Raw genomic sequence first — 18,770 nt, forward strand, 5'->3', positions numbered from 1 at the left:
TGTTATATTGATATCTTACTATTTTAAACTCACTGTTTTTGATAGTATTCATCATCACAAGGACGTTGTTTTTATTATGAATAAAATTGCCATTATAGGAAGTTCATTTGAATTCCCATCAGTTAGTAATGATCATGATTTATGGATGGGATTGATAAATAAACGCTGTTTTTTCCATAATAATGCCTATCCTGGAGATGAATACATAAATGCTTGGGGGGGTGTGGAAAACCTGAAAGGTTTTGATTATCACTTCTTTGGTTACTCTTATCATGAAGCCAGCAAAATGGACCCTCAGCATCGACATCTGCTGCAACATAGCTGGTGGGCAATGGAAAATGCTGGCTATATGAACAGGGAATCGTTACCGGTTACGGCGGTATTCGCCTCGGCTAGTGAGAACCATTATCTGTTGCAAAATCTGGCAGGTGAATTGCAGGCGGGAACAGAAAATGAGGCCTTACTAGGCAACCTTCCAGACTTCCTGGCAACCCGAATCGCCTGGAAACTTGGCACAACAGGGCCGGCATTTTCCGTACAATGCGGATGCAGTTCTGGACTGGCTGCTCTCCATCAGGCTCGTATTGCTTTATTAACAGGACAGGCCGAGATGGCATTGGTGGGAGCCGTGTCACTGGCAGCCCCTCACTGTGAGGGATACGATTATCTGGCTGGTGGAATACGGTCTGTAGATGGCAAGATCCGTGTTTTTGATCGTGATGCCAGCGGTACCGTCTTCACGAATGGTGTTGCAGCTCTGGTTCTCAAACCTCTGCATAAAGCACTTGAAGATGGCGATAACATTTTAGGTGTGCTGGAAAGTAGTGCACTGAATAATGATGGAGCGGATAAAGCAGGCTTTACCGCTCCCTCTGTATCCGGTCAGCGTCGTGTTATTCAGCGGGCAATGAAAATAAGCAATATTGCGCCTGAAAACATTGCTTTATATGAAGCGCATGGAACAGGTACCCAATTAGGCGATCCTGTTGAATTTGCAGCGCTTCAGGAAGCTTGGCCCACGAAATCAGTTGCGGAACCTACCTGCGCATTGCAATCTGTAAAGGCTAATCTGGGACACTTGGATACCGTAAGTGGCCTTGCTGGCATCATTAAAGCTTGCCTTGTGTTGAAGCATCGTCAGCTTCCCCCACAACTGAATTTTGAGCATCTTAATCCACATATTACGCTGGAAGACTCGCCTTTCTTTATTAACACAGAGCCTCGGGTACTGGCAGAAAATGCTCGTTACGCTTGCATTAGCGCCTTGGGTATTGGAGGCACAAATGCCCATGTAATTTTGAGTGGGGCACCTGTGTTGACGGCATCCTCTGCTTTATCTTCTTCGCCACATCTCTTTTTACTTTCGGCACCTAGCCAAAAAGCTTTGGGCAGAGTTCGGAATAGCTGGGCAGGATGGCAGGGAGATGACCGTGCTATTGAAAAGGCAGCGGCGATGACCCGATTCGGAAGAACCGCCTTTCCTGTACGTCAGAGTGTTATTGCACACAGCATTGAGGAATTGAAAGCGGGTGTGAAAAATGCGGGAAGCGGCGTTACTGTTCCGGACACTATGCCTTCCATCGTAATGATGTTTACCGGACAGGGTTCGCAGTATGCAGGTATGGGGAAACAGTTATACGAATCTTCGACTTACTTTCGCGAGAGGCTAGATGAAAAATTAGCCATTCTGCGTGAGTTGTCGGGTAAAAATTATCGCGCGATATTATTCGAACTGCAGAATGAAATCCATATGCCTGAACATACCCAGCCCGGACTTTTAGCGCTGGAGGTTGCTTTGGCTGAATATTTAAGCCATTGCGGTGTCAAGGCAGACCTAATGCTGGGCCACAGTCTTGGCGAATATTCGGCAATGGTTGCAGCAAAGGCAATGAGCTTTCGGGATGCAGCAAGCTTGGTTGTTGTCAGGGCACAGTTGATCCAACAGACAGCGCCTGGCGCTATGTGCAGCATCATGGCTGGCGCAGAGTTGTTGCCCTCACTTTTGCACGGGACAGAAGTGGATATTGCCGCGCTCAACAGTGACATGTTAAGTGTTGTTTCCGGTAGCGAAAATGAACTCTCCCGGGTTATGACCCGTGCTCAGCAGGCAGGAATTTTTTATCAACCTTTAAAAGTTAAGCGTGCGTTTCACTCCCGACTACTTGAGCCAATTTTGCCTGCATTTCGTGAGGCTCTTCAGAACGCATCTTTTTCAGCCACACAAATACCGGTGATATCAACACTTACTGCACAGATTGAACCCTTTGCACACATCAGTCAGGCGGATTACTGGGTACGTCAGATGCGTGAACCGGTCGCATTTGCTGCGGCGGTCAGAAGGGCTGCTGCCACGGACAAGGCGGTCTGCTTTATTGAAGTAGGTCCCGGACATACGCTGAAAGCACTGGCTTCTCAGAATACGCATCATCCCTGTATTAACGTCTTACCGCATCCGGCAGAGTCAGAGCAGGCAGATAAAGTATTGATGACAGCTTTTGGTCGGTTGTGGGAGCAGGGGATAAACATTCAGTGGCAAAACATTCATGACCGTCGGCCAGAACCTGCTCTACCTGTGCCACCCGGTTATCCCTTTGAGTTAACTGAATGCTGGACTGAAAAACAGCGTACTGAACGCCTGACTCTGAACAGTTATCAGCGCTGCTGGGTGCCGCTAACTCGGCCGGAAAGGGTGGCGGAAAGTACGGGTGAATGGTTATTCATAACGGATGGTTCCTCTGCTACAGCCGGAATGGCTGACATGTTATGCAGCCGACTGAACTGTCAAGGTGACAGAACGCGCATCATTTCGTTTGATGCAGAGTCCTGGTACAAGATGATGAAAGAGGCTCCTGACAATATCTTACTGTTATTACATCCTGAGACCTTTCGCCGGGAAACCTTCAAACCATTGCTGATCTTATTGGATATGGTAAGAAACTGGCGGGGACAGGGGGCTCGTTGCCTGCGGATCATTACCCAGTCTGCCGTCGATTTGCTGGCGTCCCCTTGCCCTGCACTGGTAGCCTTGACTTCTGCTGTCAAGTCACTCAACCAAGAGTACCCTGCCTTGACGACCCGTTTGATTGATACAGACGGGCAGAATGAGTTGCTACTGGCACATGAAGTGACTGCCCAGTCGCCTGCCGTGGTCGCTCTGCGAGATGCTGATCGGTTTGGTGAAGGATTTCTCGCTGCACCGCTAACGGAAAAAAGCAGTGGTGAAATAACACCGCCCCGTTCCGTAGTCATCCTAGGCGGTGGTGGGCAGGTAGGGCTCCAGTATGCCAAGGTCTTTCTTGAAAACAGTCAGGCACATGTCTGTCTGCTACAGCGTAGCTCGCTCGAGACCCTAAGAAAGCAGGGTGTTGAGGCAGGAATGCAACGCGCTGACCGGATTGAAGCATTGATGCAACGGTGGCCGGGACGTCTGACGTTGGGGGAAGCAGATGTGCAGTCAGTCTCCTCGTTGATGACCGCATGCCAGAAAGCCAGAACGGATATGGGGAGTCTGGACGTACTTATTCATACAGCCGGTATTGATGCATCTATGCATTATCAGCTAATCCGCGATGTGGACGCACCATTCTGTGAGCTGAGCTTTGCGGCAAAAAGCCAAGGGTTGCACAACATGGCAGAAGTTGCCTCTTCGCTTGAGGTGCCGCATTGCCATGTCATTTCATCAATTTCATCTGTGCTTGGCGGTATCGGTATGTATATCTACGGAGCCATGCATGCCTGGCTCGATGCTGCCGTTGCCGAGCTTCGTCGGCATCACTCTTCGCGCTGGACACTGCTGAATTGGGAAGCATGGGAATTTGGAAATGACGAAGACGTGCCTGAGCATTTCCGTCAGGGAGCATTTGGCTCTGAACTTAATCGCTATGCAATGCAGCCAGCTCAGGGGCGCCGGTTTCTCTGGCAATGTTGGCAGGATCTGCAGGGGCAGCGAATCATTTCCAGTGTTGACTTTCAACAGCGTTATCGGGAATGGGTCGAAAACCATCACGAAGCGGCGAGTTCTGTAGATGATGCATCGGCACAAAAAGCTCCTCGTCCTGACATGAAGAGCGAATATCAGCCTCCCCAAACGACTGCCGAAGAAAAAATTGTTGCGGTCTGGGAGTCATTACTTGGTCTGAATGGAATAGGTATTGACGACAATTTCTTTGAATTGGGCGGACATTCATTACTGGCTTTAAGAATGACCGGGCAAGTGAACCAATCTGTCAATGCCTCTATGTCCATGGTGGATATTTTTCAATATCCCACAGTCCGCAAACTGGCTGCGAGTATTACCGGCAACAGAAGTTTCGACACGGCCCGTGCCGATGCTGCCCAACGAGCTCAAAGGCGTCGCCAGAGCCACAACAGCAAACGCGCTTAATTCACGTTTCATCCCTTTTTAACGGAACTATCGGGAAAAATATCCATGAATGACAGTAATAAAATCGCGATCGTTGGTTATGCCGGCTCATTAACGGGTTGTCCTGATGCAGAGCAACTGTGGCAACTGACTTCACAGGGAAAAGAAGGTATCCGACGTTATACACAGGAAGAGATTGCCAAACACCTGCCTGCCTCATTTTATCAACTACCCAGCTTCCGTCCCGTTGGCGGTGGCCCCGAAAATTATCGTCAGTTTGACGCTGCTTTTTTTGGTTATAACCCTAAAGAAGCTGCTTATATGGATCCGCAGATCAGAAAATCACTGGAATATGCCTGGCTGGCGTGTGAACACGCAGGTTATGCACCCGATCAGATTTCCGCGCCAACTGGCGTCTATACCGTTTCGGCTGTAAACAGCTACTTTAATGAAAACCTTGCTGTCCAGTATCACCAGCGGGCTGATTTACATGAGCAAACGCAACTTCTCTATCTGAACGAACCCGATTTCATGGCTTCGCGGATTGCTTATCATTTTAACTGGCAAGGGCCAGCAGTAAATCTTCGTAGTGGATGCTCGAGTTCACTGGTTGCCATTCATGAAGCCTGTATGAGTTTATTACAGTTTGATATCGATATGGCGGTGGTAGGAGGAGCGGTTATTAAACCACGCTATCAATATGGATATCACCATGAACAGGATGGTATTCAGTCCGATTCTGGCCATTGTGCACCTTTCTCCGCAGATGCGGATGGTACGATTTTTACCAATGGTGTTGGCTTTCTTGTGCTCAAGCGCTATGAAGATGCCATTAAGGATGGTGACAGCATTCATGCAGTCGTTCTCGCTACAGCCATAAACAATGATGGCTGCGATAAAGTTGGCTACATGGCACCCTCGGTGTCGGGTCAGATCAGAGTCATGCTTGGTGCGCTGGCAAATGCGGAACTGGAGCCTCAAGATATTACCTATATAGAAGCGCACGGTACTGGCACCAGTGTTGGTGATCCGATTGAATTTGAAGCGCTTACAAAGGTGTTTGACGGGCTGCCTGCGGGATCGGTGGCGCTGAGTACGGTTAAAGCCAATATCGGACATCTGGACGCGTTGTCTGGGATTGCAGGTGTGCTCAAAGTCATTCAGGACATGAAGCATCAATCTGTCTCACCTCTGGCAAATTATACCCAGCCCCATCCTGCTGTCAGACTTGATCAGTCTCCTTTTACCATCCCGCAAAGTCTGACTGAGTGGCAACCCTCCGCGTCGTACCAACGCATTGCTGCCATCAGCTCATTTGGCGTAGGTGGAACAAACGGGGCATTGATCCTCGAGCAGGCACCTGCTGACGTCAGGCCGACAGTGGTAGCAGGTACACCTGTCTTTATCGGCTTTAGTGCTCGTACTCCCGACGTCGTATTTCAGCAGGTTAAGCGGATGCATGATTGGCTAAAGGAGCATCCTGAAAGTCAATTAGCCGACATTGCCTGGACATTATTGAGTGGGCGTAGCGCATTTAAATATCGTTGGGGCTGTGTCGTAGATTCAGTGAGTGATTTGTGCGACAGACTGTCAATGGCTGATTCTGTTGAGTGTATGACCGTTACGGCGAGTCGTAGCTGGACGCTGGAGGAAGCTCAGCAGGCGACGGCGGTGCAACTGTCTGATTTCTGGTTAAGCGATGGCAACATTGTTACCAACACGTCTTTTCCCAAGAGCTGTCGACGTATTCCTTTGCCTGGCTATCCTTTTCAAGCTCACGATCACTGGATCGATGCGGAACCATTCAATACAGAACAGGGACAGTCAACTGAAAATAGAAAAATCAGTGATATTTCCCAGTGGTTTTATACACCCTATTGGAAAAAACAACGCATCTCTGCCTTGACCGTTAATATAACAGGTAAACGCATACTGATGTTCCATCATGACGATAGTTTTTCCGGGCAGTTTAGCGAGGAATTAATCCAACAGGGTGCGAGTCTGTTACATGTAGTCGCTGGGGAAAAATATGCCCGACTGGGCGACGATCATTATCGTATAGAGCCCGGAAATGAAATGCACATGAAGTTGCTGATTCAGGATTTGGCTGAAACAGCTATGTTGCCCGACTGGGTGGTTCATCTGTGGTGTCTGGGTAATCAAAATGAGACAACAGATCGCATTCAGTCTCAAGGGCTGTATACCATGGTTGCCTGGTGTAAGGCGTATAATGAGCTAGCGCTAACGGTGAATTTTCATACGTTACTGGTTGCAGACAGAATGATCAGCATCGTTGGTGAAGAGGATATTGAACCAGCAAAGTCTACTTTGCTTGGCATCTCACAAGTGTTGCCCAAAGAATATCAGGACATCCAGTGTCATCTGGTGGATATCGCGCCTAATTTTCAGGCCGAACAAACGATTCGGATGCTATTGGCTGAGATGGGCAGTGGCAGCAGCAGTGAAATTGCCATAAGAGGTGTCCATAGATTTGTAAAAGACTATGCACGTTATAGCGTGTCAGAAACACAGCTGGGCGAAAGTCTGCTGTCTGGTAACAAAACCATCCTTATTGTGGGCGGACTTGGCAATTTTGGTTTGGAACTGGCGGAGTTTGTGGCACTGAATTATCAGGCACAGGTCTACCTGACTACCCGCACGCGTTTTCCTGCCCATTCAGAGTGGCAAAGCTGGCTGGAACAGCACGGAAGTGAGAACATTGTCAGCGAAAAAATACTGCATTTACAGAGAATTGAAAATCTGGGGGGCAGAGTCGAGATCTTGACGGCGGACATTACTTGCCGGCAAGACTTAGTCCAGATTAAGACATTATTACAGACGCGTCACAGACGTGTGGATGGCGTTATTCATGCTGCCGGAACGGTTGACAGCGGAATGATCCATACAAAGACGCGCGATTCGCTGGAACAGGTCTTCTCGCCTAAAATTGCCGGCACAATGAATCTCTGTGATGTTTTCCTGCCACTTAATCCTGATTTCATCCTGCTTTGCTCCAGCATGAATGCCATCATTGGTGGCTTGGGTCAGGTTGACAATACGGCTGCGAATGCTTTTGTGGATGCCTGGGCGGAGCACTGCCATCAACGCGGCTACACGCAGGTGCTGGCGATTAACTGGGGTGCTGTGAACGAAGCGCGGGCCAGAAACTATTCTGCACAGCCACAGTTCAAAGAACTTAGCCGTGAGCATATTAAAAACAAAATGTCTCAGGATGAAATTTTTGAAGTCTATCGCCGACTATTCTCTACTACTTTCGGTTCCCGTGTTGTGGTTTCCACACTCGATTTCAACAAAGTTATTGAAAACTGGTCACGAGTGGGATCTGTTGCGTCGCTGACGCAGAAAGTAACGCTGATCTCACGTAGTAGGGATGAGTTTGTACAAACCTCGTGGAAAGATCCTCTCTCAACGTATGAAATTACCGTCGCAAAACATTGGGAAGCATTGTTAGGCATCGAGCGGGTTGGTAATGATGACAATTTCTTTGAGTTGGGCGGGAATTCTTTAATCGTTCTGCAACTGATAAGTCTTCTTAAAAAAGACTATCCCATCAGGATGCACGCCATGGCGATTTATGAACATCCAACCGTGCGGGAATTTGCAGCTCACGTTGAACAGTTAGCGCGTGAATATATGGACAAAGTCCAGATTGCTTAATCTGTATCAACGGATGATAAGAGAGATAAGAAATGAATGGTTCCATTATTGAGCGCGTGCTGAAGCACGCAAAGCTTCGGCCGAATGCGACTGCTATTTACTGGCAGCAGGATAAAATTAGTTACTACCAGCTGGCGCAAAAAATTCTAACGCTGGCGGAACATTTCCGTCAGATCCCGCAGCCGGGACCTGTGGCTGTTCATCTGTCCAGAACACCCGATTTAATTGCAGCATTACTGGCAGTTTGGCACAGTGGGCGTGCATTTGTTGCGCTTGATGCCCGGCATCCGGAGGCACGGCGACAAAGTATTATTGTCGAAAGTGCACCAGCAGCCATTGTCTATGACACACAGCCTCCGACTGCAACAGACTGCCAGCTATGGCATATTAGCGAGCTGACAGAAAATAATGCAGCCATGACCGACATGCTGCCTCAACAACATTCTAATGATATAGCTTATTTACTGTATACATCAGGCTCCACCGGCAAGCCTAAGGGGATTGCTATCGGCCACCCCAGTGTGGAGGCATTAACGGACTGGGCTCTGGCATTTTATTCGCCTAAACAGCTGAAATGTGTACTCGCTTCCACAACCATCACCTTTGACCTGGCTATTTTTGAGATTTTTGTTCCTCTTGCTGCGGGAACGTCTCTCTATCTGGTTGATTCTGCACTTGACTTGTTGACGCCATCGTCCAGCTACGCTGCGCTGACATTAATTAATACGGTGCCTTCAGCGGCTCGTGAGCTAGTGCGAGCACAGGCGATCCCTAAGGGGGTTACGACGTTGAATCTGGCGGGAGAAGCACTGCACTGGAAGCTGGTTAATGACATTTACCAGTGCAGCCAAGTGAGCTGTATATGCAACCTTTGGGGGCCATCAGAAGATACAACCTACTCAACTGTTTATCGAAGCTTGAGGGAAGAGGAACGGCCGGAAAGCGGGCCTGTACCGATTGGCCGGGTCATTGAGGGAAGCCAGGCATTTATTTTAAATGATGCACTGCAGTTGGTAGCGTTTGGTGAACCGGGAGAGATATGTCTGGCGGGCAACGGGCTAGCTGAAGGCTACCACAATAATCCCAGCCTTACCGCCGAACGCTTCCCTTTTATCCGTGGGCTGGAAGGACAATTGCTGCGTATCTATCGGACTGGTGACTGGGGACATCAGGATCGCAATGGCATTCTACATTTCCATGGACGTATGGATTTCCAGGTCAAAATTCGTGGTTACCGCATCGAGCTAGAAGAGCTGGAACAGTCCTTACTGACACTCAATGAGGTACGCGAAGCTGCCATCATTGTAGATAACACACTCCAAGAACAGCAAAAATTGATTGCTGTTGTGGTAAAAAGCGATATTAATGAGCCGGACGGCGATTTTACTGCCCGTTGCCTAAGTCGATTACAGGCAATGCTTCCTCCTTATATGATGCCGCATGTGTGGCATATCCGTTCAGTAGCGCTGCCGCGGACAACGAGTGGCAAAATTTGTCGACGCACCCTCAGTGAGGAATGGAGTCAGACATTATCACGCTCAGGTGAGCCCCCGTTGTCTCCAGTTATGCAGATTATGGCAGAGGCGCTTGGATCAGTTCCTGATGAAGATGCGGCATTCATGGCGCAGGGTGGGGATTCCCTATCTGCTGTGAGATTTCAGACACTGCTCCGCACACAACTCGGTAAGTTAATGAGTCTTGATACCCTGCTGAGCCAGAACGTCACGCTCAGGGAACTGGAACAGCAGATTCAAAGCATGCCAGTGTCTGTTGGGGCAGTTTCGGTGCCACTTATGCTTGAAGCTGATCGCCTCAGTGCAATTGAGTACCGCATGTTTAAGGTGTATCAAACGCATCGTGCCAGGGCCTGCTACAACATCGGAGTAACATTATATTTTGATGAGGGCGTCGATGTTCCTCGCTTAAAACAGTCATTTCTCACTGTGCTTCACAGGAGTCGGGCTTTATCTTGCTGTATCGAACCTGATGAGCAGGGGGCCTGCTATCGTCCTGCATGTCTGGATGACGTGTGGCGGCAGGAATGTGGTTCAGGCACAGACGGTGAACTGTCTGCATTTTATGGGATTCCGTTTCAGTTGGAATCTGAGCCTCCTGTTCGGGCATTGTTGCTTAACAATGATCATGCTGTGGGCAGCACGTTGTTGCTTTCAATCGCTCATACCGCAGTGGACGGGCTTGGCTTACGTGCGTTGCTTCAGAATATCGCATTACTTTACCGGGATGAGAGACATTCAGCACCGGAAGCTTATGTGATAACTGAGCCCGATGAGGCACGTCGGCGGGCCGCCCATTCCTACTGGCAAGACGTTTTGAACGGATTTCAGTCAAAACCTGTCTGGCCTCAGTCGTTATGTAATGTACCCGATGGCTCACTCTCCTGGACTTTCAGCCGTGAGGTACATCATGAGCTGGTAGATAAAGGGCGTGAAAAAGGCGTCACGCTGCCGGTATTACTCATGACGACATTGTTTATCGCGCTTCAGCGATTAAGCGGAAATCAGGACATAGTGATCGCCACTCCTGTGGCAAACCGCCAGCAATCAGAGTTACAGCGTTGTGTTGCAAATATGACCAATACGCTGCCTTTACGTTGTCAGTTGAACGATGAGAGCAACGCGGGGGATGTCCTCAGGAAAATTCAGAAACAGCTCAGTGATAGTCTGGCCTGGCAGGACGTAGCCATAGACGGAATAATGGCCGATCTGGAAGGTGTGGCAGATAAAGATGCCATGTTCAGTACGCTATTTAGCTATATGGATTTTCTACAGGGCATGGGAACATCTTTTGACCTGTCTGTTCGCTGTGATTTTTATCAGCCTCAGGAAGCCAAAGCACCGCTGGTGGTTTCCGCTATTGTGACTGAAGAGGGCGATTTAAGAGTTATTTTTGAATATCAGGGAGACACAGTTTATCCGGAATGGGTAAGCACACTCTCCCAGTTGTTCAAACAACTCCTCTGTCAGGGCTGCGCGATGGAAGACACGGTACTCCGTCAAATCAACCCAGTTCCCCTGGCGCAGCAGCCTTTATTACAGGCATTGCAGGAATCCTCCCCTGTGGCAACTGCTACATCGCTGGTGAGTTGGCTGGCCACTAGTGCAGAAATCTTTTCCAGCCGTATTGCTGTTCAGGATGACGATACCGCAATAACGTATGCCCGGTTGTGGCAGGAAACGGAAAGCCTAGCCGCTGGATTACAGGCTTCAGGGGTTAAACCGGGCGATGCCGTCGGTGTCAGTATGGAAAAAGGCTGGCGATTGATTGCCGTTTTATGCGCGGTATTGCGTACAGGTGCTTTCTATGTGCCGCTTGATCCCCGTAATCCGTCTGCGCGAAATCACTATATTGCTCAACAAAGTAAAGTTTGCCTGACGGTGGTGGATGATTCGGTCATACCTGCGCCGAAAGACATTCATTACAGCGTGCTCCTACGCCAGAATCAGAGTATGACACCTGTATCGGTTTCCGGAGACGATCTGGCATATGTCATATTTACGTCTGGGACAACAGGGCAGCCTAAAGGTGTCACTGTAACGCATCATAACGTCTGCAGACTGTTCAGCGCCTGTCAACAATGGGGCAACTTTGGTGAGCAGGATAGCTGGACGTTGTTTCACTCCTTTGCATTTGACTTTTCAGTGTGGGAAATATTTGGTGCCTTACTCTATGGTGGGCGTCTAGTCATCGTTCCACCAGCCCTGGCAACTGACATGGTCGGCTTCGCCTCCTTGTTGGATCAACATTGTATTACGGTATTAAGTCTGACACCCACTGCGTTCCGTAACTTCATTGGGACCACGGGTACGACGTTAAATCATAGCCCGAGGATGATTATTTTTGGTGGAGAAGCGTTACGTCCGGCAGATTTAAATCCATGGTGGCAGTGTTACGGCTCAGAACAAACTCGCCTGATCAATATGTACGGCATCACTGAAATTACTGTTCATGCCACTGTGCATGAGATGTCCCCCGACGACACAATGTCATGTATCGGCAAGCCGCTTGCAGATAATGGAATTGTACTGCGGGATAAGCGAGGATTGCTCTGCCCGGTTGGCGTTCCTGGCGAATTGTGTATCACTGGAGATGGGGTGAGTCCCGGATATCTTAACTCGCCGGCGCTCAATCAGCAGCGGTTTGGCACACTGGTCAGTCAGACAAATCGCTATTACTTTAGTGGTGATTTGGCTGTTGCTGATGGCAATGGGCAACTGTATTACTTGGGTAGGCTAGATCAACAGGTAAAAATTAACGGCCATCGCGTTGAATTGGATGAAATCAGCATCACACTCAGACAGATTCCGGGCATAAAAGCTTGTGTCGTAAGAGCGATTCACATAGGCGGTGGTACACGCATGTTGGCCGCTTGGTATGTCGCGGAACAGGATATTACGCCGCAAACGGTTACAAAGCTTTTGTCACAAACGCTGCCTGTATGGGCAATCCCCGAGAAGCTGATGCGTATTGACGCCCTTCCGCTAACCGTAAACGGCAAAATAGACGAAAGTCAGCTGCCTGACCCGTTAACGGACACCGGCCTTTCTCAACAGCATCCAACACAACCGGTACAGTACATCTGGCAGCAAATCCTTGGCCACAAAAGCCTGCCAGATGATTTGCCATTTTTTGAAGCGGGTGGCAGCTCAATCAAGGCGGCATTGCTAGTTCAGCAGTTGAATAAATTGCTGGAGCAACCTGTTATTACTTTACTTGACATATTTCGCCACCCCTGCATCCGTGACCAGCAACGGTTGGTTGACAAGTTTTTTGAGGAAGAAACGATCTGATGACTATGGATATCGCAATCACAGGAATGAGTGTTCGCCTGCCCGCAAGTGACACACCGTGGCAGCTTCATGAATTATTGGCTGATGCTGGGTCGGCAATTGAACGATTTGATAACGAGCATCCTGACAGAGTGGGAGCCAGGGGAATAATTCAACGGCACGACTGGTTTGATTCCCGGTATTTTCGGTTGGCTGAAGCGGAGGCCAGCCGTCTGGACCCGCAACACAGACTGGCGCTTGAGGAAGCAGTCAAAGCGTTGGAGTCTGCCGGATATCGTTCGCTTAGTAGCCGACAGGCTATTGAATGCGGCGTGTTTGCCAGTTGCTCCGCTAATCAGTCCCACTGGCAGGCCTGTCTGGAACAGGATGCAGACAATGCCATTGCCCGCTATAACCTGTTGCTCGCCAATGATAAAGACTTTTTAGCGACGCGTATTGCTTGGCATCTTGATCTCACAGGGCCTGCAATGACGGTACAAAGCGGCTGTTCCAGTGGTCTTGCTGCTTTGCATCAGGCTTGCCAGGCTTTACGAATGGGAGAGTGCTCTATTGCGCTTGTCGCAGGTGTTTCACTGACATTGCCGTTAAAGGAAGCATATCCTGTCAGTGAAGGAATGATATTTTCTCCATCCGGATCCTGTTGCCCTTTTACTGAAGATGCTGATGGCACTATTGGCGGGACCGGGGCGGTTGTGCTCGTACTGCAACAGCTGGAACAAGCACTGCTGGAGGGAGCCCCGTGTTGGGGCATAATCAAGGGCAGCGCAGTAAATAATGATGGTAGAAAAAAGGTCAGTTTCACGGCACCGAGTATTGACCAACAGATTGCCGTTATGCAGCGTGCGTTAAAAGTGGCGGGAGTAAAAGCCAGCGATATTGGCTTTATAGAAGGTCATGGTACGGCAACAAGCATGGGGGATGCGATTGAGCTGGCTGCCTTGAGTGAAGTCTATGGTCGCCAGATGCCGCTTCCTTCACTCGGGAGTATCAAAGCAAATATCGGTCATCTGGATGCAGCAAGTGGCCTTGCGGGCGTTGCAAAATGTCTGCTGTCATTCCACAACCAACTGATCTATCCGCAGCCTCACAAGACCGGCACGATCCTCAAAGGCACGTCTTCTTTTGCTTTACATGCCCGGCCCTTGCCATGGCGTGGTGCATCACGCATGAGCGTCGTCACGTCGCTTGGCGTTGGTGGAACAAATGTGCATATGGTATTGGGCGAGGCACCACCACGAGAAATGAAGCATATAACCGGGCCCTTCCTTATCCCTTTAGCTGCATCCACTGGGCAGAGGGTACAGGAACTGGCACGTCAGTTGCGCGAAGCGACTGAATCCATGTCGCCTGACACACTGCCATATTGCGCCTGGACGCTTCAACAACGTTATCTTTCTGAAAAATTCAGCTACCGTTGTCATTTGGCTGTACAGAACTGGGAGCACTGGCAGCAGCAGTTACAGCAGGTTGCTGACGGGGCTCCTCTGAGCATTATGCATTGTGAGGATGCTCCGCCAGTACTGAATAAAAATGAGGGGCTGTACAGAATCGCGCTACCAGCGACACCTCTTGACAGCCACAGCATCCCGTCACCAGTTGAGCAGCCCGGCAAGAACTTCATTCAGCCTGAAGGAGGGGAACCTGATAGCGATCCCGAAACCCTGATTGTCGCGGCCTGGCAAAAATGCTTGGGGTTCAGTGATAAACCTACCACTGACACCCATTTTTTTGAAGCAGGCGGGAATTCTCTGCTTTCTGTTCAACTTATACAGGCATTAAGGCAGCAGGGCTTCACCACCGTGAATATCGCCGATATCTACGCTGCGCCAAAGCTAAGCCATTTTGTCAGGCGGCTGAAACAGAAGGACAGTGAGAAAGCTGACGTAGTGCCACAGGAAGTCAATACTGATTATAAGGAGATGTGACTATGTATCTCAGCCCGGTACGTAATAACAGAGCAGATTTTGTCATCCTTTTTATTCCTCATGCCGGCAGTTGCGGTGAGGCTTACATGCCTTGGTTCAGGTATTTTTCTCAGCATGCGGATTGCCGATATTTGCAATTGCCAGCCCGTGGAGCCAGAAGGGAAGACGTTATGCCCGACAGTATCCAGTCAATGGCAGATTTGATATTGCCTGAACTAGAAAATCTCATGGATAAAAAGATAGTATTTTTTGGTCACAGCATGGGAGGTCTGATTGCATTTGAGCTGGCGTGTAAAATGGAAAGTTACTGGGATAAGCCTGCTCATGCTCTATTTATTTCAGGTTGCCGGGCACCTGATGAACCGATTATCCGAAGCCTTACTGGTCTGGGTGATAAACAATTAATCCGGGAGCTGGCAGGCATGGGAGGGACAGAGACTTTCTTACTTGAGCAGCCAGAACTGTTGTACCCCTTCTTGGCCACATTACGCCAGGATATTTGCTTGTGTGAAAAGTATGTCAGTCCGATATCTGAACCTTTGCGGACCCCTATCCATATTTTATGGGGAACGGATGATTATTTGATCACAGAAAAGATGATTGACGGATGGAGGCGATTTTCCAGCGAAAAGAACATCGCCTTTTATCCTCATAAAGGTGATCATTTTTATCATCACCAGCAATCAGAAAATGTAATTAGGCTTATCTGTGAAATCTTAACTCCGGTTGGAAATAATTAATAAACTCACCCAACTTAACGATGGGTAAAATACGCATGCACGATATGGACATTAAAAATACAGAGGAAGATATGATTAACATCAATGAAGTGAATGTCAGTCTTTATATGTCGGGTAATATTTCTGAAAAATTTTCCTCCCTAGCTCGGCAATTGCCGGACATGCAGGTACGTTACCTTAACGGACTTCAGTATATCGACTGTGGTAAACGCTCTGATACCTTTAATACCGTTTTTGGAACACCGACATTACAGGAAGATATTACGCGTATTACCCAATATTATAGTCAAAGAAATATGCCAGCAGCGTGGTGGTTTGCTGAACCCACGACGGTTATTGCAGAGTTATTGGAACAGGCAGGCTGGTGTCATGAAGAAAACGATGTAGGAATGTATTTTCCTCTGACTGCACCGATATCAGCTTGTCCGAAAAAAGTATTATCTTGCATCGAATATTGTGATAGTCCGGTGCGTTTTCGGGATTTTGGAGAGGTTTTATCAGCTATATTCGAGCCGGGTAATCCTGTTGAAGCAGAAAACATCCGTGCAATTTATCAGGCAGCAGGTGAACATTGTACTCGTCTGGATGAACATCTTATTCAGTTGGTAGGGTATCTGGATGGGGTACCTGTGTCGACGGCCACCCTGTATTTAAAAGACAATGTTGCAGGGATTTTTGATATTGCGACTCCGGAAAAGTGGCGCAGGAAAGGCTTTGGTAGCGAGATGTTTCACAGTGCTTTACAGTTAGCACAGAAAAAACAAGCAAAAATTTGCGTGCTGCAGGCATCTCCTGACGGACTAAATATTTACAAGAAATATGGCTTCAAAATTTCCGGTAAATTTGAAGTATGGAATCTGTCTACTACGGCCTAATGCAAGGGCATATAAATACCGTTTGTGATTTTTATTCTTTGAGAGATGATATGTATCGCCACCTGAATACGACTATATTTTTATTTTTGACTTTAATGTCATACTTCTTTTCATTCTCGATTAACGCACAGGATGAAACGGAAAATTTAATTGAAAAGCTAACGAATCTTCCAGGCGCAAGTAGTTTTGAAGGGCCTGTGCGAAATGTCATAACCGAATTGTGGAAAAATAATAATGTTGATATTTCTGTTGACAATGTAGGCAATGTTATTGCGCGGATTAAAAACAAAGAATCAGAAAAATCAAAAAACAATCTTAATGTGTTGATCATGGCTCATATGGATGAAGTGGGTTTTATCATCACAGATATTGATGAGCGAGGATATATTAAAGCTAAACCATTAGGGGGCTGGATAGATCATGTTTTATGGGGGCATCGCTGGAATATTTCGATTGGCGATAAAACGCTGCCTGCTTTCACAGGAATGGATGCACCGCATGTACTCAATGATTTCAGCGTTCCTCCAGCGGTCACATCGGCAAAACTATTCTTTGATACAGGGCTTAATCGGCAGCAACTGTTGGATAAAGGTGTCAGGCCTGGTTTAGCTATCACGCCAGCCGCTAATTTCACGATTCTGGATCCGGGTAAACGCTATGCGGCTAAAGCATTTGACGATCGCGCTCTTCTTGCCATGATGACCGAACTGCTGGCTGACATTAGTAAAAATCCTGAAACTTATAAACATCTCAATCTCACCTTTGCTGCAACCGTACAGGAAGAAGTCGGCATGCGAGGCGCTGCCGCGCTGGCTGGTCAGGTCGATGCTGATGTGATTTTGAATTTGGAAGCGGGCATTGCAAAAGATTACCCCACTCAATTTACCCAGGAAACTACCCCCATACTGGGTGCCGGGCCGGCTTTGTTCGTCTACGACGGAAGTATGTTACCTGATACCCGGTTAGTGACATTTATTCATGATGTAGCCCGTGATCACCATATTCCGAAACAGTGGGAGAGTGAACACAGTTACGGTCAGGATGCCTCTTCGCTACAGTTCTCTGGAAAGGGTGTCCGAGCCATTAATCTGGCTCTACCGATACGTTATGCTCACAGTCAATGGGGAATTATGGCGCGGCAGGATTATGATGCCATGCTTCAGTTACTCAAAGTGGCTTTACAGGAGATAAGCAGGGATAAGCTATGAACCATCAGCGTAGATTCTGGCTAATCATGCTAATGTTGACTTTGCCATCGCTTCTGGGGGCGCTGGCAATGGATATGCTCTTGCCAGCGCTGCCGGACATGGCCGTGTCTCTCCAGCTAACCGCTGGCCAGATTCAGTGGATGCTGAATATTTTTATTCTGGGTTTTGCTTTTTGCCAGCTCCTGGTCGGGTTGGGAGCCACCCGTTTCAGCGATCATCAATTATTTTTGCTGGCAATTGTGTTGTTTATTTTGAGTTCAGCAGCTATTGCTTTCATGACATCTTATACCGGAATACTCGTGTTGCGTTTTATGCAGGCTTTGGCGTCCTGTACAACACTGGTTATATCAATGTCATTAATCACACAAAGTTTTTCCGCTTCACAGGTAACCAAAGGACACAGTATTCTGTCAGGCATAACCAGTCTTGGACCATTGCTTGCACCTCTGGTGGGTGTGGCAATTCTCAACACAGGGGCTAACTGGCGTGGCATATTCTTTATGCTCGCGCTGACGGGCTGCCTGATTCTGATTTTATTTTTTCGGGTTAACCCTTTATTTTACTGGCGCACGCAGCCCGCGCCTCGGCAATATTACGGGAAGATTGCACGGAGTCCTCAATTCTGGCGCTATGCTATATTTTCATCAGCAGGCATGAGTTGGATCTTTTTATTCTTTTCTACCTCGCCTTTTATTGTGCATACGGTCTATCTGCAGGACAAATGGGCGCTTGCCTTATTATTTTCTATAGCTTCGGGTTGCTTCATGATTGGCAGCTACATGGGAGCCGTATCACGGCAGAAAGAGCCTTCAGGGCTGCTTTTGGAGTACTGCCTGATAGCCCAGATAGCATTGTCTGCTTTTTTAGCAACGCTCACTGTTTTTTATGAATTGCCTTTTTATGGATTTGTTACCTGGATAATGATGATGCAAGTAAACTGTGGCCTTTATTTCGGACCTGCCATTTCTGCTGCATTACAAACATTTCCTGATATACCGGTTCAGGCTGCTGCTTTTCAGGGATTTCAGCAATTTTCCATCACTTTTCTGATCGCTGGCCTGTTGCTGTTTTTATTCAGACACGAAATTTACGATTTGAGTGTGATGGTTCTCATTGTTTCTTTTCTGGCTATTAGTGCTGTTTCAATTGTTAAAATTAAATACGGAGTATGAT

8 protein-coding genes are annotated in these 18,770 nt (G+C 48.1%); all 8 read left to right on the forward strand.

What is annotated here, in order from left to right:
- Window positions 1-7 precede the first annotated feature (7 nt).
- The 8 genes from AAIE03_RS21525 to AAIE03_RS21560 are packed head-to-tail and all read left to right on the forward strand — an operon-like array spanning window position 8 to window position 18,769.
- Entirely contained in the window at window positions 8-4,384 is a 4,377-nt protein-coding gene (locus AAIE03_RS21525; RefSeq protein ID WP_235193349.1) for a type I polyketide synthase, read from the forward strand.
- Between the two features lie 45 nt (window positions 4,385-4,429).
- The gene (locus AAIE03_RS21530; protein ID WP_498563194.1) at window positions 4,430-8,041 is read left to right on the forward strand and encodes an SDR family NAD(P)-dependent oxidoreductase; all 3,612 of its coding nucleotides are present in this window, start codon (window positions 4,430-4,432) and stop codon (window positions 8,039-8,041) included.
- 32 nt (window positions 8,042-8,073) lie between these two features.
- Entirely contained in the window at window positions 8,074-12,849 is a 4,776-nt protein-coding gene (locus tag AAIE03_RS21535) for a non-ribosomal peptide synthetase (RefSeq protein ID WP_019105943.1), read from the forward strand.
- Window positions 12,849-14,774, forward strand: coding sequence for a beta-ketoacyl synthase N-terminal-like domain-containing protein (locus AAIE03_RS21540; protein ID WP_024472079.1), 1,926 nt, complete (start codon window positions 12,849-12,851; stop codon window positions 14,772-14,774). Before AAIE03_RS21535 ends, AAIE03_RS21540 begins: the two co-directional genes overlap by 1 nt.
- 2 nt (window positions 14,775-14,776) lie before the next feature.
- Window positions 14,777-15,514 carry a thioesterase II family protein gene (locus tag AAIE03_RS21545; protein WP_498563195.1) on the forward strand — a complete coding sequence of 246 codons (738 nt, stop codon included), beginning with the start codon at window positions 14,777-14,779 and terminating at the stop codon, window positions 15,512-15,514.
- A 35-nt stretch (window positions 15,515-15,549) separates the two neighbouring features.
- Window positions 15,550-16,389, forward strand: coding sequence for a GNAT family N-acetyltransferase (locus tag AAIE03_RS21550; RefSeq protein ID WP_019105940.1), 840 nt, complete (start codon window positions 15,550-15,552; stop codon window positions 16,387-16,389).
- A complete protein-coding gene (locus tag AAIE03_RS21555; RefSeq protein ID WP_232285099.1) occupies window positions 16,365-17,597 on the forward strand; it encodes a M42 family metallopeptidase in 1,233 nt (410 codons plus the stop codon). Before AAIE03_RS21550 ends, AAIE03_RS21555 begins: the two co-directional genes overlap by 25 nt.
- A complete protein-coding gene (locus AAIE03_RS21560; protein ID WP_019105938.1) occupies window positions 17,594-18,769 on the forward strand; it encodes an MFS transporter in 1,176 nt (391 codons plus the stop codon). The genes AAIE03_RS21555 and AAIE03_RS21560 overlap by 4 nt, the downstream gene beginning before the upstream one ends.
- The last annotated feature ends 1 nt before the right edge of the window (window position 18,770 follow it).

It is taken from the genome of Pantoea sp. Ae19-2 (genome assembly GCF_059801205.1).

Coding starts and splice junctions, on each gene's coding strand:
- AAIE03_RS21555 (WP_232285099.1), top strand. CDS start 16,365: ATGGAATCTGTCTACTACGGCCTAATGCAAGGGCATATAAATACCGTT.
- AAIE03_RS21545 (WP_498563195.1), top strand. CDS start 14,777: ATGTATCTCAGCCCGGTACGTAATAACAGAGCAGATTTTGTCATCCTT.
- AAIE03_RS21530 (WP_498563194.1), top strand. CDS start 4,430: ATGAATGACAGTAATAAAATCGCGATCGTTGGTTATGCCGGCTCATTA.
- AAIE03_RS21535 (WP_019105943.1), top strand. CDS start 8,074: ATGAATGGTTCCATTATTGAGCGCGTGCTGAAGCACGCAAAGCTTCGG.
- AAIE03_RS21550 (WP_019105940.1), top strand. CDS start 15,550: ATGCACGATATGGACATTAAAAATACAGAGGAAGATATGATTAACATC.
- AAIE03_RS21560 (WP_019105938.1), top strand. CDS start 17,594: ATGAACCATCAGCGTAGATTCTGGCTAATCATGCTAATGTTGACTTTG.
- AAIE03_RS21540 (WP_024472079.1), top strand. CDS start 12,849: ATGACTATGGATATCGCAATCACAGGAATGAGTGTTCGCCTGCCCGCA.